The sequence below is a fragment of the Prevotella sp. oral taxon 306 str. F0472 genome (assembly GCF_000257925.1).
GTDB lineage: Bacteria > Bacteroidota > Bacteroidia > Bacteroidales > Bacteroidaceae > Prevotella > Prevotella vespertina.
This window is the reverse complement of sequence record NZ_AJIN01000036.1, coordinates 17,199-32,123: the sequence shown is the minus strand read 5'-3', so window position 1 is coordinate 32,123 and position 14,925 is coordinate 17,199. Positions and strand designations below refer to the sequence as shown.

Here is a 14,925-nt window from a genome sequence, read left to right as displayed (position 1 = left end):
AGGGTACGATGCTACCCAGCAGCTGGGTACAAGACGACCCAACCGCTGGGTATAAAATACATGAAAAAAGACATCAAAATGATGTTGATATATTAATCTAATGTTTAATTAAAAACCAAATCAAAATGATTGAATTCAAAGTTGCGCCTCGTAAGGCGACAATGGGAAAAATGAAGGGCAAGACGGTGTATATCGCTGTACCGAAAGGTCAACAAAAGATCTCGCCCGAAATGGTGTTGGAACGCATTGTTCGTGAGACTTCATTGACGGAGGGTGATGCACGGAACGTTATCATCACGCTGCGTAACATTATCTCGGACTGTGCACGCATGGGAACAGGCTTAGACCTCGGCGACATTTTCTCTTTGCGTGTGAACGTACCCTCAAAGATGGAGGAGAACGAGAAGGATGTGTGTGCCAAGAGTCTTAAAGCTCCGAAGTTGACATTGACCTGGAAGAGTCCAGTGCGCAAGGCATTAAAGGAGTTGCAGGTGGATGTGGATAATCCTGCGAGGAAGAAGCAAAAAAGCCTCACCCCCGCCCCCTCTCCAAAAGGAGAGGGGAGTGAAGAGCACCCAGGACCACAGGCAGGGTAATACCCCCTCCACAAAAGAAAGCCTCCCCAAGCCCCTCCGAAGGAGGGGATGTCCCAAAGTCCGCTCACATATATTTGGTTATTTCAAATTGTATGCAATAAGGACATCCCCTCCTTTGGAGGGGCTTGGGGAGGCTTTCTTTTAGGGGGCTTTCTTTTTTTACCACGGGAGCATTTAAGGTTGATTCAGGATATCAATCGTTCTGTAATAAGACAATCGATTATATTAATTGTGAAATTAATGTCTTTCAAAACTAGTGTATTAATTTGGTTCTCTCGCTTCCGTGGTACGGCCTCACCCCAAGCCCCTCTCCTACAGAGAGGGGGGCGCCTAACGGGGTGGGGCTTTTGTGTGAGACAGAAGAACATGGGTTTTGAAGACAGAGTAACATAGATTTTAGACGGAATGACAAAAAGACATATTTTTTCAATGACATAAGTTTTGGACACAGAGTAACATACGAGCATAGGGTTATAGTGACATGGGTTTATACAGAAGGACAGAAGAACATATTATTTAATGATATAAGTTTTGGAGACAGAGTAACAGATGAACACGAGGTTGTAATAACATATTTTTTGGGATGCTGGATAACATCTTTTGCCTATCTCATTTATTTTTTGTTCCTTTGCAAGGTGAATAATCACGAATAGAGATGGTGATGATATTGCCAGGAATAGATTAACCCGCAAATAAGAAATAAATGTATAGGATTCTTTTATCCCTCATCTTTTTGTTATCAGTGTGCAAACTCGAAGCACAGCGACCCTCTTTTGATAAGATGTCGCCCTTTGTGCGGGAAGCAATGGTGGATGAATTGACAACAAGACGGCTCACTCGTTCTGTTGGAGATCAGCGTATATTGACAGCCTTTGTGCGTATCAATGGAGATGCGGAGAGGGTCTTGCATAGATATGGATGTCGTGAGTTAGCACGTGTCGGGGACATTAGTATAGCTGCTATTCCACTTGATAAACTAGGAGAACTGTCGCTTTGTAAGCAGGTAACTAAGATAGAATCGGGCAAACGATGCAGTGTTCAAATGGATACAACAGCGGTAGTGATTAATGCTCTACCTGCTCAACAAGGAGTGGATTTCTCGCAGGCTTATACAGGTAAAGGCGTTGTTGTGGGTGTACAAGATATTGGTTTCGATCTGACACATCCTACTTTCTATTCTGCCGATATGAGCAGATATCGCATAAAGGCAATGTGGGATCAGTTGTCAAAGGATAGTGTTGGTACAGAACTTTATGTAGGTCGTGACTATGTAGGAGAGCAGGCTTTATTGCAAGTTGGGCACCCCGTTGATGGCTTGACAGAGACTCATGGAACGCATACAGCAGGTATAGCTGCAGGAAGTGGGGCAGAGGGCAATGGCGTGGTATCGCCTTATCGCGGTATTGCTTACGATGCCGATTTGGTCTTAGTGGATAATGCTGCAGGGGATAATGTTAAGTATATAGATCCAAAAGACTATTATAAATTCACTTATGCAACCGATGCTTTGGGTTTTAAATACATCTTTGATTATGCCGACCAACAGCGTAAGCCATGTGTAATAAACTTCAGTGAAGGGAGTACGCAGGATGTTCATGGTTATGACCAATTATATTATGAATTACTCTCGTTACTGACAGGACCAGGGCATATCATAGTATCTTCAGCAGGAAATAATGGTGCAAAGCGTTCTTATATACATAAGCCAGCTGGGCAGGAGAAGGCAGGAACCTTTCTTGTTGGCGAACCGAATACGGCTTCTGTCACGTGTACATCGGTAAAGCCATTTGTCTTCCGTACTACTATATATAATGTGGCAAATGGTCCGAAAGTATTTGATATTCCTACAACAAAGGTGTGTGCTGCCCGAGACTCATTGTTTACAGACTCTGTTGTTATTGATGGAAAGAAGTATTTGTGGAAGGTTCTTGCCTATCCAAATAGTTATAACCACACAAAGACAGCCTATGACTTTCTCATTAAGTCTACCGCTTTAGGACAGAGTACGGGTGTATCCTTACAATTAGTAGGGAGGGATGCAGACATCGAACTCTATCGTATGTCTGGTGCCCTGCAAACCAATTCTTTAGATCCAAGTCTCAATGCTGGTGAATTTACACATAGTATCTTCTCGCCATCAAGTGCACCATGTGTCATATCTGTTGGAGCGACAGGCTATCGCACAAGTTTTATAAACTATTTGGGTGAGAAGAAGGTTTATAATAATGGTGAACATGGTGCTCGTGCACCTTTTTCTGCCGTTGGACCAACCTTTGATGGTAGAGTGAAACCAGATGTTATGGCACCTGGACAGAATATAATCTCAGCTTATAGCTCGTTCTATATTAGTGCTCCAACGAGGGAGGATGGCTCTGCTAAGAATGATATTAAGAGTGATGTCCGCCACTTTGAGTATAATGGTCGCACGTATGCATGGAATGCGAATGCGGGTACATCAATGTCTGCTCCAGTTGTTACAGGTGCTATCGCACTATGGTTAGAGGCTAATCCAAAGTTGACACCAGCGGATTGTATAGACATCTTCAAGCAGACTTGTACGCATTATGATACGTCACTTCCTTATCCTAATAACCTCTATGGATATGGTCAGATAGATGTAACTAAGGGCTTGAAGGAGGTTTTGCGCAAACAAGCATTAGGTATTACGAAGATAGAAAAGGTTGTGCCAGATGACCATATATACCTTTTGGATGGACGATATGTTGGTACTTCGATAGAGAATCTACCCAAAGGTATATACATAAAGAATGGCAGAAAGTTCGTAAAGTGAAACTTACAGCTCCCTAAAAGTAGGTATTTTGCATAAACCATTACTTTTAGGTATTGCAGATAATAGTTTTTCATCGTATCTTTGCAATCGTAAATAATAAACAAACAAGAAATTAAATCAGTAAAAGAAATATGAAGAAGACAATTGTTGTTTACGGTTCATCAACCGGTACATGTGAAGCTATTGCAAATACAATCGCTGAGAAGTTAGGTGTTGAAGCTATTAACGTATCAGACTTTAATGCTGATGTTGTAGCAGAGAATGATAATCTTATCCTTGGTACTTCAACATGGGGTGCAGGTGAATTACAGGACGATTGGTATGATGGTATCAATGTTTTGAAAGAAGCCGACCTATCTGGTAAGACTGTAGCAATCTTTGGCTGTGGTGATGCTGAAAGCTATTCTGATACTTTCTGCGGTGGTATGAAGGAGATTTATGACGCTGCACAAGGTGCTAACATCCTCCCAGGTGTATCAACAGATGGTTATACATTCGATGATAGCGAGGCTGTTGTTGATGGTAAGTTTGTTGGTCTTGCATTGGATGATGTTAACGAGGATGACCAAACAGAAGGTCGTATCGATGCATGGTTAGAGGCTATCAAGCCAGCATTGTAATCTAGCAAGAAGATTTATCTTACATTATATAGAAGGGATAACTATGATGACGGATATGATGACAGCCGATATGAAGGTCTTGATGAATCACATCTATGAGTATCAGAAAGGGGTTCGACAGATGGTTCTCTATACTTGTAACAAAAAGTATGAGGCATTTGCAACACTCCGACTCGAGCATCAGAATATCCCTTATATCATTCAACCAGTTGGCAAAGATCGCATGAATCTGTTCTTCGGACGCAAGGAATGCCTTGATGCCATTCGGTTAATGGTAACGAAACCCCTTAACCAACTATCACCTGAAGAAGACTTTATTCTCGGTGCAATGTTGGGTTATGACATACGTGTGCAGTGCGAGCGGTACTGCGAGCGCAAGTGTCGTACTTGCAAATGTGCGACATAAGCCATAATTATTAAGTGATAATCTTGTTCGCGAAATAAATTATTTCATAATGTTTTTGTATTATAAATGGGCTTGTCGTGAGATAAGCCCTTTTAGTATTTAAGGCTTTTATCTTTCCTTTGAAAGATCGAATAAATGAATATCTTAGGCTTGGATACCTTTGTAGGAATGGTATTTCCCATTCGTATATATAAGAATTTGTGTTTAAATCATTATTCTTTAGGATGAAATTAGACTATTGTGTGTGATAAGCGTGACTGCAAAAATGAAAAACCACCAAATGATTACTCACTTGGTGCTTGCTATTTCGGGGGAGAAAGGAGTATTAATCCCGTCTGAAAATATCTCTTGTATAGACTTTTTCTTTTACGTCATCCAAGCATTTGTCATATCGATTCGCAATGATTGCATGGCAACGTTGCTTGAAATCATCAAGATTATTGACTACCAAACTACCAAAGAATGTGGCACCATCTTCTAGTGTTGGCTCATAGATAATGACCTGTGCTCCCTTTGCTTTTATGCGTTTCATGACTCCTTGAATAGAACTTTGGCGGAAGTTATCACTATTCGACTTCATCGTTAGTCGGTATACTCCGATAACACATTCCTTCTCTTCTTCTGGGTTATAATCGCCTCGATCATAATAATCATAGTAACCAGCTGTGTGTAATACTTGGTCAGCAATAAAGTCCTTACGTGTGCGATTGCTTTCTACGATAGCCTGGATAAGATTCTCGGGAACATCTGCGTAATTAGCAAGCAACTGCTTCGTATCCTTTGGTAAACAATATCCACCATATCCAAATGATGGATTGTTATAGAAGGAGCCGATGCGTGGATCGAGGCAAACTCCTTGGATAATGTTCGATGTGTTAAGTCCTTTCACTTCTGCATAAGTGTCCAATTCGTTGAAATAACTTACGCGTAATGCAAGGTAGGTATTGGCAAATAGCTTTACGGCTTCAGCCTCAGTAAGCCCCATGAAGAGGGTAGGGATATTCTCTTCGATAGCTCCTTCTTGTAATAATTGGGCAAAAAGATGAGCGGCACGATCGAGTCGCTCGTTACCTTCTGGGCGTCCAACGATGATACGACTAGGATAAAGATTATCATATAAAGCCTTACTCTCACGCAGAAACTCTGGTGCAAAGAGAATATTCTCGCAGTTATATTTCGTTCGAATGTTCTCGGTGTAGCCCACAGGAATGGTAGACTTAATCACCATGATGGCATTAGGATTTACCTCCTTCACCACTTCGATGACTTCTTCCACATGACGTGTATCAAAGTAATTCTTGACAGGATCATAGTTTGTTGGTGTGGCGATGACTACAAAGTCGGCATCTTTATAAGCCGTCTCTGCATCCATCGTAGCTGTAAGATTCAGTTCCTTTTCAGCCAAATACTGCTCAATATAATCATCTTGAATCGGTGAACGACGATTGTTAATCAGCTCAACCTTCTCCTTTATTACGTCAACAGCCATTACTCGATGGTGCTGGCTCAATAACGTAGCAATGCTGAGACCGACATAACCAGTCCCAGCAACAGCAATCTTTAAGTCTTTTATATCTTTATCCATGTCTATTGTTCAGATTATTTGCAAAGATACTTCTTTTCTCTGGAAAGCATAAAAGAAGATGATAAAAACTTATTCTTCCGTTATAGACATGTATCGAATGAGTTCTTAAACGTGGTGATATGTTTCTTTGAAAGGACGACGATAACGGGCACCCCATACGCCATCAGATGCACGGATACCACAGGTAATGACCATATTAATCTCTGCGTTGTAAGGAAGATTTAATGCTTTCTTCACCAAAAGACTATCGAACCCTTCAAGAGGACAGGTGTCATAGCCAGCCTCACTCATAGCTAACATGAAAGTCTGAACAGCCAAGGCACAACTCTTATGTACACTAACTCGCATATCACCTTCGCTTACTTGTCGCATCATAGGGCGGAATAATCCAACACATTGAGCCAATGTCTTACGAACAAGTCCCCACAATCCGAAGCAACGTGAGTAAAGAAAAGGTATTAATTTAGCGTAATACATCTCCTGTTTCTTTAGGCGATTCTCTTGTTTTTCGGCGGGACTATAACTCTTGATATTGTTTCTTTCAAATGCAAGTGCAGCTTGCGCATGCTGTTTATATTGATCTTGACGAGTAACAAACACAACCATCTGTTGTGCTGAACGTGCCGATAACTGATCCAAACAAGCATGGGATAACTCCTTCAAAACATTCTTATCCGTGACATGATAAGCCTCCCAAAGTTGCATGTTAGAACTTGTTGGAGCCAAGGTTGCCTGTTCTATACAATTTCTTACTACTTCTTTATCAATTGGCTTTTCAACATCATAATGTCTAACAGCCCTTCTGTGATTCAAAATATCCAGTAAACTCATTGTCTTTTAAACTTTGATTTGCATATAGAAAGGCAAAGTATGTGCCAATGTTAAGCATATATTGCAGTCTTATGTCTATGTGTCAAGAGAAGATCAAGGCGTTTAGAATAAAAGAGAATCCCAGGTAACTCATTTGTTATCTGGGACTCGTTCTATAGGGAAAGACCTATTTATGGGTATTATCCGCAGTGGAAGTACTGACGAACAAGCTTTTCCATCATCATTTCTTTACCTTCAATATCCTGGCGCAAAGTGCGATCGTTGAAGGAACGAAGTTGTTTGATGATACCATCAATCATAGCAGGAGAGAATACATCATGCTCTTCATAAACCTTACGTTGACGCTCCAAGCAATCAGCTGACGCCGCACAACTATCAGGTAATTGTGCTAAGGTGGCATAACGCTCGGCATTCTTTGGATCGTGAATATCACCATCTGCGAAGGTTCTTTCGGCTTCTTCTTCTGCATTTGCCATCTCGAAACCATGACGACAAGCAACACAAAGACCTGCCAAAAGCTGATAGATATCAGCAGAAGCGTCTGGTGAACGCATCTCAACAGTTTGTTTACCAGAGTAATCACGCTGTGTGAGTGGCTCAATCTCATTGGCTTTATGGCACATATCTTCACCAGAAGTCCAACCTAAAGGCACACGAACAAGTACAGAACGATTGCTCATACCCCAGCAAACATTCGTTGGAGCTTCCTGATGTGGCACGAGGCGGAAGTAAGATGTTGGGTTTTTATTGCCGAAGGCAGTGATACTCTCTGCCAGATCCATCATACCAGCAATAGCCTTGCGAGCGTCCAATGACAACTTACCATTATCTAACATCATGTTCTTTCCATCCTTCATTATGCGCATGTGGATGTGCATTCCTGAACCAGCCTTACCCACAGTTATCTTCGGAGCAAAGGTTACATCGAGTCCTTCTTCATAGCCAAGACTACGGATAATCCACTTAGCAATGAGCAACTGTTCGGCACATTCATTGGCAGGAACAGGCAAGAACTCTATTTCGTTCTGCTCATAACAGCGTCCATTCTCAACGAAGTTGCCCACTTCGGAGTGCCCGTATTTGATCTTTCCACCACATTCTGCAATCAACTGCATCGCACGCATACGGAAGTCATTACCCTTAGAGAAGGGTGAACTCTCGTGATATCCATGTTGATCATCAGCCGGGAAGACACCTTCATCATCGCGGATAACATAGTATTCCAACTCTCCCATTGCATGGAACTCCATGCCTGTAACCTTCTTAAAGGCAGCCATTGCCTTGCAAAGAGTGTGCTCGGGTGATGATGCGAGAGGTTTTCCGTCACGATCAAAGAATGAGCAGAGCATACAAAGAGTAGGTATTTCTGAGAACGGATCAATGAATGCCGTTGAGAAACGAGGCATAACATAAAGGTCACTACTAGCTGCAGCTATAAAGCTGAAAAGTGACGATCCGTCCACACGTTCACCACTAGTTAGGATTGTCTCTAAGTACTCTGGTGAGTGAAGCATAAAGTTTAAGGTCTTCAATCGACCATCACCAGCAGGATACATAAAGTTTATCATTCTGATGTTCAAGTCACTTACAACCTGCTTGATGTCATCTTTTGTAAACTCGTGTGCATTCTTTTTAAGGTGCGCCTCCAGCCTATTAGCTGAACGCAAAGTAAGGTTATTCTCCATTGTCTATGCTTGTTAAAGTTAGTATTCGATTCTGTGGACAAAAATACATATTAATTCTCTCATTCGCAATTATCTTTGATGTTTTCTTCATATCTTTGTATTAACGTTTTATAAAAGTGACATAATCGTATGCAGAATATAGATTTTGAGCACCATTCTTATAGGCGAACTATTCGCAAAGCAAGCATGGAAGACTTACCAATTATTATGGATTTTCTGCGGCAGGGAAGGGAGAAGATGATAGCAGCTGGTAATCTTAATCAGTGGAGAAAGGGCTATCCTGCGCAACAGACAATAGAGCAGGATATACAGCGAAACGGCTCTTTCTTGCTTTGTGAGAATGATATTCCTATTGCAACTTTTGCTTTCTTGCCAGGACCAGAGCCCACCTATTCTTATATAGAGGGTGGTCATTGGTTGGATGATAGTCCGTATTATGTTATCCATCGAGTGGCTTCTATGGATGGAGTTCATGGTATTATGGTGGACATCATCGCCTATTGTTCTTCCGTAGCTCATGCCCTTCGCATAGATACTCATGCTGATAATCACCCCATGCAAAAGGCTTTGTCTCGGTTAGGCTTTGCCTATTGTGGTGTCATTTACTTACAAAGTGGAGACAGCCGAATGGCATTCCAGAAGATTACAAGTGCTTTGTAATACTTCTCCAAGTGCTTTGTAATGGTATTACAAGCCTCTTGTACAGATTCTGGAGATGGTGGTTTCGAGTTGACAAGTTTATGAGTAGACAAGTAAATGGGGTGTTTGTTAGGTTGACAAGTTTATGAGTAGACAAGTAAATGGGGTGTTTGTTAGGTTAACAAGTTTACGAGTTGACAAGTAAACGGGTTGTTTGTTCTATTTGAAATGAGGCTATTTACTCCCCTCTCCATTCGGAGAGGGGTGGGGGTGAGGCTTCTTCTCTATTCCATTGTTTCTACCGTCACGTCCTTAAACTCTGCCATAAAGTTGAGCAAATGACTTTGGTAATGGTTTCGCTTCACCTTCATCTCCATCGTAACTAGGTAGTAATGACCCGATGAAGTGTCTTTGCGATTCATCTCATAAGAGTCTATTATCACCTCTTTCTCACGTAATTGCTGTAGAACAAGCTTTATATTCTGTTCTTTCGGAGTGCTGAACGTAACACTAATATTGCGTGTTCCGAAGTGTTGTAAGATGAAATAAAGGGCTTCCAAACATAGGATAACGAGGATAGTTGTTGCGATAGAGAGCACGTACATACCAGCTCCAGCGGTCATACCAATGGCAGATGTCACCCATAAACCAGCCGCTGTGGTGAGTCCTCTCACTACATGTTTCTGAAAGATAATCGTACCTGCGCCAATAAAACCAATTCCTGTGACTACCTGTGACGCAATACGACTGGGGTCGAGTGATACATGTTCGTGCATACTTAGAGCGTCACTGAATCCGAATTGGGATAGAACCATAAACAAACCACTGCCCAACGCTACTAAGAAATGCGTTCGAAAGCCTGCTTCTTTCGCACGATATTCACGTTCCAGTCCGATAGCTCCACCCAACATAGCTGCTATAAACAGCCGTAATATGAACTCAGAAGTTGTTATATTCATGATGTTTATCTTTTAAGTAAATAGGTCTTCGGCACAAAAATACAAAAATAATAATGTAACCTACGCCTTTCTTTGCGAAAAAATACGCCTTTAACCCTTGTCGGGTTATCCTAGGATTGAAGTGTAAAACGCTTTCCTCATAAATGAGGATTGTTTATGTTAAGGCTTATCCGTACCTTTGTCGGATAATTTATTTCGACGAATGAAGCAAGAACTAATTGATAAATACAATGTGTCTGTACCTCGTTATACGAGTTATCCTCCCGCTAACTTCTTCCGTCCTTTTACAGGAGAAGAGTATCTGAAAGAGGTTGATTATAGCAATGAGGTGCGTGAAAAGAACCTTTCCTTCTATTTCCACATGCCTTTCTGTCGCCGTCTTTGCCATTATTGTGGCTGTAATTCCTATCCAATGGCTAAGGAAGAGCGGGTTGCAGAATATGTGCAAGCGTTGCATAAAGAGATAGATCTCGTGGCAGCCCACTTGGATAAGAGTAGGTGTATATCGCAGATTCATTATGGTGGTGGTAGTCCAACTGCTATGCCAGTGAGTGTTTTGAAGGAACTAAATGAGCATTTACTATCTCTGTTCTCAACGATAGAGCAGCCCGAAATCGCCATAGAATGTCACCCTGGTTATCTAACGTCAAAGGACTGGCAAGGCTTGTTGGATGCACGATTTAATCGTTTTAGTCTGGGTATTCAGGACTTCAATGAGGATGTACTAAGGCTCGTTAATCGCACACCTTCTGAATTACCAACGGAAGAGATAGTGGCTATTCTTCGTAGCGCAGGCGTTAGTCTTAATATGGACTTCCTTTTTGGTTTACCGCTTCAGACGTCGGATAGCTTCAAGACTACAATAGAACGTGCAGTAGCAATGCGCCCCGACCGAGTTACAACCTTTAGTTATGGTCACTGCCCATGGATATTTAAGCGCCAGATGATACTTGAGAAGGCTGGTCTCCCTAGTGCGGAAGAGAAGGCATTGATGTTCCAAAAGGCTAAAGAGGTACTGCATGAGGCAGGTTATCTTAGTGTTGGTCTGGATCATTTTGTGCTCCCTAATGATGAACTATCTGAGGCTTTGCGGTCGCATAGATTACATCGTAACTTCCAAGGTTATTGTACTCGTCGCACAACAGGACAAGTGTATGCCTTTGGCGTAACAGGTATTAGTCAGTTAGATACAGCCTATGCCCAGAATACAAAGTCTATAGATGAATATATTGCAGAGGTCACAAAGGGCACATTACCTATTCGCAAAGGTTACCAACTAACGCCTAGAGAACGAATTGTACGTGAGGTCATAGAGCGTTTGATGTGTAACTATCATCTTGATTGGACACATCTTGCAGAAGATTTAGCAATATCTGTTGCTGAGGTGAAAAGGGCTATCAATTATGATGTAGAACGCCTGCAAGAGATGGAACGTGATGGTATTCTTCGTTTGACAGAACATACGTTGGAGATGACAGGAGAGGGCAATCCCTTTGTTAGAACAGTGGCTGCAGCACTCGACCCAATGATGATAGACACTGATAAGAAGTTCTCAAAACCGATATAAAAAGCCTTATATCTCACCCTTACTTTATTGAGAGAAGAGCGGGCGAGAGGCTTCTATAGAACATAAATAATATGGAACAACAAAGAAAGATAGTTGTGGTTGGCGCCGGACTTACTGGTCTTACTTGTGCCGCCCACCTGCGTCATAAAGGTCAGGATGTTGTGGTACTGGAGGCGGCTGAGCGTATCGGTGGACTCATGCAGACGGAAGAGATAGACGGCTTCATTATGGAACAAGGACCGAGTACGGGTACTATTAAATATCCAGAGGTGGCTGAACTCTTCGATATGTTAGGCGATGATTGTGCGCTAGAGGTAGCACAGCGTTCTGCTAAGTGCCGTTTGATATGGAAAGATGGGCGCTTTCATGCATTACCTTCTGGACTTTGGTCAGCTATCACAACCCCGCTCTTCACCTTGAAGGATAAGTTCCGCATCCTTGGTGAACCATGGCGTAAAAAGGGAACAGACCCTAATGAGAGTGTTGGAAGCCTTGCTGAACGACGCTTAGGGCGGTCATTTGTGGACTATGCTGTCGACCCTTTCCTCTCTGGTGTGTATGCTGGCGATCCCTATAAGCTACCCACTCGCCTTGCCTTGCCTAAGCTCTATGCGCTAGAACAGCAGTATGGTAGCTTTATTAAAGGCTCTATAGCACTGGCAAAACAGCCAAAGACAGCCAGAGACAAGCGTGCAACGAAGGATGTTTTCTCAACGTGTGGAGGATTCCGCAACCTAGTTTCTGCGTTAGGGAGAGTCATAGGTGAGGATAGAATCCTAACGAGTTGCAAGGAGTTAAGAATAGAGCCGTTAGGAGATAAGTGGAAACTAGTTTGGGGCGAGAATACTATAATAGCTGAGCAAGTCATTACCACTTGTCCAGCCTATGCTTTACCCGAGTTATTGGAGTTTTTACCTAAGGAACAGCTCGACGATTTAAGCAACCTTTATTATGCTCCTGTAATAGAGATTGGAGTGGGAATGAGGAATACGGGGCGTGTACATTGGAATGCTTTTGGTGGTTTGGTACCTTCTAAAGAACGCCAGAATGTATTGGGAATCCTTATGCCTTCCGCTTGCTTTGAAGGTCGTTCACCTAAAGAAGGAGCCAATTATGCGTTCTTCATTGGCGGTGCTCGCCATCCAGAATATCTCAATAAGACGGATGAAGAGCTTACGGAATTAGTGAATAAGTCTCTTCATACGATGTTAGGATACCCCGAAGGCACACGTGCAGACGTTATTCGCATTTATCGACATAGCCATGCTATCCCACAATATATGCCCGAAACAGATGCTAGGCTCCATGCTATTGACGTCATAGAACAAGCGCACCCAGGATTGCATATCATAGGTAATCTGAAAGATGGTATCGGGATGGGTGACAGAATTAAGCAAGCTGTGGATATGGCAGATAGGATTAGTTCGATATAAGGAGTTGAAAGGACTGTTAGACAGCCTTATGAATATACGGAAAGGGCTGAATCACCTATTGTGATTCAGCCCTTTTGTTATTTCAGAGAATACTAGTTGCCTATTTGTTAGAAGCGATAAGTCACCGTAGCCTTGATGTTTCGTGGTGCTCCAGGGAATGAGCGGAGCTTGTCGTAACCGCCTACCCAGTAGACTTTAATGTCTGGTCATGTAAGAACGGGGTGCTCGATAGCGAGTCTTGCATTAGGCTATCTCTTTGCAGTTCTCCTTGTGAGTGCGCTTGCGCATGAATAGGAAGGGCAGCACTATATAATAAGGTACCCGTCAACAATAAATAAGAATGTAGTCTTGTTAACATGTGATATTTGTATTAATCCTGAAACGTTATATATTTCGCTGTGCAAAAGTATATAAAACAGGTGAATACGGCAATACCTAAGAATAGGTAATATAGTGCGTTTTAGCGACACATACGAGTCAGCTCAGTGACACATATGTGTTACCACCTGTAACACATACGAGTCATTTCATTTACACGTATGTGTCATTTCGGTAACACGTACGTGTCATTTTCGGTTACAATTATGAGTTCTTCTCCCGTCTAAAGGCTATAAGTACATAGATGAGGCTAATGATAGCGACCGCAGTTTCGGCTATGTAGAGACCGCGATAAGCGAAGAGGTGTGCCACGGTTCCCGCTAGTACGGCAACGAGCAGCCCGCTTATATGACTGATTACAATCTGTATCGTGAAGTCTGTACCCTCTCTGCCAGGGCGAACGCATCGCATGGCTGAGGTGTAGAGAACCACGGTAGCTAGTCCGTAACAAGCCTGAATGTAAATGATACCCATGACGAATGCTACCTTATTGAAGTCGGTGAAGGTCATTGCAAGGAAATATACGGGTGCCAGAATGATGAGCCCTGCAATGATGATACGTGCTTTATGTATTCCGATTCGGCGTATGAGTACTCCAGAGAACCATGCCATAATAAAGGAGGCAGTGGTACCAACGATTCCCGTGAGGAAGCCAATCTCCTTCATGTCGTAACCCTTATCAACGAGGTAAGGGCGTAACATGGATAGAATACCTATTATGCCCATGTAATAGAGCATTAGGAATCCTATCTGCGGCCATATTTGCTTACGTGTAAAGAAGCGGAAGATATCCGTCCACTTGGCACGCTCTCGTGGCTTCTCATTCTCTATTTTGATATGAGTATTGAGCAGTAAGGGAATGATCATCATCGTAACAAATAAGGCTAGGCAGGGCACTACGACATTCCAACCATAGCTTTTAAGTAAGATGAGCAATAGCCCTCCACCAATGACAGCGCCTCCGAAAGCTCCCATAGATTGCATACTGTTCAGCATACTATGATCGTGTTTCTTGAAGGCGAGTATGGCAAGCGCATCAGTAGCTATGTCTTGTGTAGCAGAGGCGAGCATGGAGATGCAGGCGAGGATGATGACGAGCGTAATTTCCGAGTGCACGTTGATGAGCTCAGTGGCTAAGAGTGCAACGGCATATATCAGTTCCGTGGTGACAATCGTTCGTTTGTAGTCGCCCACTGTTACGCAATGTCGGTCAATAAAGGGCGACCAGAGGAACTTAATCGTCCATGGTAGTCGGACGAGGTTTAGCAATCCGATGGTTGCAAGACTGTATTGTCCCTCCCTCATGATTACCTGTAAGGCTGTCATGAGAAAGGATGAAGGTACCATCTGTGCGATGTATAGACAGAAGAACGTACCGAGACTTAGTTTCTTTGAAGATATACTATTGAACATATGATTCGTTGGTTTTTCTGCC

The 14,925-nt window shown here is 42.6% G+C and carries 13 protein-coding genes; 7 read left to right on the top strand and 6 right to left on the bottom strand.

The window, feature by feature from the left end:
• Positions 1-125 precede the first annotated feature (125 nt).
• The 4 genes from HMPREF9969_RS05295 (at position 126) to HMPREF9969_RS05275 (ending at position 4,413) form a co-directional block, all read left to right on the top strand.
• Complete coding sequence (locus HMPREF9969_RS05295) at positions 126-596, top strand: DNA-binding protein (RefSeq protein ID WP_009434911.1); 471 nt, start codon at positions 126-128, stop codon at positions 594-596.
• Positions 597-1,299: 703 nt separating this feature from the next.
• Positions 1,300-3,387 carry a S8 family serine peptidase gene (locus tag HMPREF9969_RS05285; RefSeq protein ID WP_009434821.1) on the top strand — a complete coding sequence of 696 codons (2,088 nt, stop codon included), beginning with the start codon at positions 1,300-1,302 and terminating at the stop codon, positions 3,385-3,387.
• 131 nt (positions 3,388-3,518) lie between these two features.
• Positions 3,519-4,007 (top strand): flavodoxin FldA, encoded by a 489-nt coding sequence (gene fldA, locus HMPREF9969_RS05280; protein ID WP_009434925.1) that lies wholly within the window; start codon positions 3,519-3,521, stop codon positions 4,005-4,007.
• A gap of 46 nt (positions 4,008-4,053) precedes the next feature.
• The gene (locus HMPREF9969_RS05275; protein ID WP_009434826.1) at positions 4,054-4,413 is read left to right on the top strand and encodes a DUF2023 family protein; all 360 of its coding nucleotides are present in this window, start codon (positions 4,054-4,056) and stop codon (positions 4,411-4,413) included.
• Positions 4,414-4,738: 325 nt separating this feature from the next.
• Here HMPREF9969_RS05275 and HMPREF9969_RS05270 read toward each other — a convergent pair whose 3' ends face one another.
• The 3 genes from HMPREF9969_RS05270 to HMPREF9969_RS05260 form a co-directional block, all read right to left on the bottom strand.
• Positions 4,739-5,998 carry a nucleotide sugar dehydrogenase gene (locus tag HMPREF9969_RS05270; protein ID WP_009434928.1) on the bottom strand — a complete coding sequence of 420 codons (1,260 nt, stop codon included), beginning with the start codon at positions 5,996-5,998 and terminating at the stop codon, positions 4,739-4,741.
• A 105-nt stretch (positions 5,999-6,103) separates the two neighbouring features.
• Positions 6,104-6,829, bottom strand: coding sequence for a nitroreductase family protein (locus HMPREF9969_RS05265; protein WP_009434840.1), 726 nt, complete (start codon positions 6,827-6,829; stop codon positions 6,104-6,106).
• 179 nt (positions 6,830-7,008) lie between these two features.
• Positions 7,009-8,514, bottom strand: coding sequence for a glutamine synthetase family protein (locus HMPREF9969_RS05260; protein WP_009434789.1), 1,506 nt, complete (start codon positions 8,512-8,514; stop codon positions 7,009-7,011).
• Positions 8,515-8,643: 129 nt separating this feature from the next.
• Here HMPREF9969_RS05260 and HMPREF9969_RS05255 point away from each other — a divergent pair, with 129 nt between their 5' ends.
• On the top strand, positions 8,644-9,174 hold the full coding sequence (locus HMPREF9969_RS05255; RefSeq protein WP_009434845.1) for a GNAT family acetyltransferase: 531 nt from the start codon (positions 8,644-8,646) through the stop codon (positions 9,172-9,174).
• Positions 9,175-9,437: 263 nt separating this feature from the next.
• Here HMPREF9969_RS05255 and HMPREF9969_RS05250 read toward each other — a convergent pair whose 3' ends face one another.
• On the bottom strand, positions 9,438-10,112 hold the full coding sequence (locus tag HMPREF9969_RS05250) for an MgtC/SapB family protein (RefSeq protein WP_009434867.1): 675 nt from the start codon (positions 10,110-10,112) through the stop codon (positions 9,438-9,440).
• Between the two features lie 202 nt (positions 10,113-10,314).
• Between HMPREF9969_RS05250 and hemN the strand changes: the two genes are divergently transcribed.
• Both hemN and hemG read left to right on the top strand, forming a co-directional pair.
• Entirely contained in the window at positions 10,315-11,679 is a 1,365-nt protein-coding gene (hemN, locus tag HMPREF9969_RS05245; RefSeq protein ID WP_009434876.1) for an oxygen-independent coproporphyrinogen III oxidase, read from the top strand.
• 71 nt (positions 11,680-11,750) lie between these two features.
• On the top strand, positions 11,751-13,112 hold the full coding sequence (gene hemG, locus HMPREF9969_RS05240; RefSeq protein WP_009434868.1) for a protoporphyrinogen oxidase: 1,362 nt from the start codon (positions 11,751-11,753) through the stop codon (positions 13,110-13,112).
• A gap of 181 nt (positions 13,113-13,293) precedes the next feature.
• Here the strand turns inward: hemG and HMPREF9969_RS12815 are convergent, their stop codons facing one another.
• Positions 13,294-13,470, bottom strand: a complete 177-nt coding sequence (locus HMPREF9969_RS12815; RefSeq protein WP_156787945.1) for a hypothetical protein — start codon at positions 13,468-13,470, stop codon at positions 13,294-13,296.
• A gap of 224 nt (positions 13,471-13,694) precedes the next feature.
• Complete coding sequence (locus HMPREF9969_RS05235; protein WP_009434869.1) at positions 13,695-14,903, bottom strand: MFS transporter; 1,209 nt, start codon at positions 14,901-14,903, stop codon at positions 13,695-13,697.
• Between the last annotated feature and the right edge of the window lie 22 nt (positions 14,904-14,925).

Excerpts from the sequence above, each read along its gene's own strand:
- hemG (WP_009434868.1), top strand. The coding sequence starts at position 11,751 with ATGGAACAACAAAGAAAGATAGTTGTGGTTGGCGCCGGACTTACTGGT.
- HMPREF9969_RS05265 (WP_009434840.1), bottom strand. The coding sequence starts at position 6,829 with ATGAGTTTACTGGATATTTTGAATCACAGAAGGGCTGTTAGACATTAT.
- fldA (WP_009434925.1), top strand. The coding sequence starts at position 3,519 with ATGAAGAAGACAATTGTTGTTTACGGTTCATCAACCGGTACATGTGAA.
- HMPREF9969_RS05250 (WP_009434867.1), bottom strand. The coding sequence starts at position 10,112 with ATGAATATAACAACTTCTGAGTTCATATTACGGCTGTTTATAGCAGCT.
- HMPREF9969_RS05255 (WP_009434845.1), top strand. The coding sequence starts at position 8,644 with ATGCAGAATATAGATTTTGAGCACCATTCTTATAGGCGAACTATTCGC.
- HMPREF9969_RS05235 (WP_009434869.1), bottom strand. The coding sequence starts at position 14,903 with ATGTTCAATAGTATATCTTCAAAGAAACTAAGTCTCGGTACGTTCTTC.
- HMPREF9969_RS05285 (WP_009434821.1), top strand. The coding sequence starts at position 1,300 with ATGTATAGGATTCTTTTATCCCTCATCTTTTTGTTATCAGTGTGCAAA.
- HMPREF9969_RS12815 (WP_156787945.1), bottom strand. The coding sequence starts at position 13,470 with ATGTTAACAAGACTACATTCTTATTTATTGTTGACGGGTACCTTATTA.
- HMPREF9969_RS05270 (WP_009434928.1), bottom strand. The coding sequence starts at position 5,998 with ATGGATAAAGATATAAAAGACTTAAAGATTGCTGTTGCTGGGACTGGT.
- HMPREF9969_RS05295 (WP_009434911.1), top strand. The coding sequence starts at position 126 with ATGATTGAATTCAAAGTTGCGCCTCGTAAGGCGACAATGGGAAAAATG.
- HMPREF9969_RS05260 (WP_009434789.1), bottom strand. The coding sequence starts at position 8,514 with ATGGAGAATAACCTTACTTTGCGTTCAGCTAATAGGCTGGAGGCGCAC.
- HMPREF9969_RS05275 (WP_009434826.1), top strand. The coding sequence starts at position 4,054 with ATGACGGATATGATGACAGCCGATATGAAGGTCTTGATGAATCACATC.
- hemN (WP_009434876.1), top strand. The coding sequence starts at position 10,315 with ATGAAGCAAGAACTAATTGATAAATACAATGTGTCTGTACCTCGTTAT.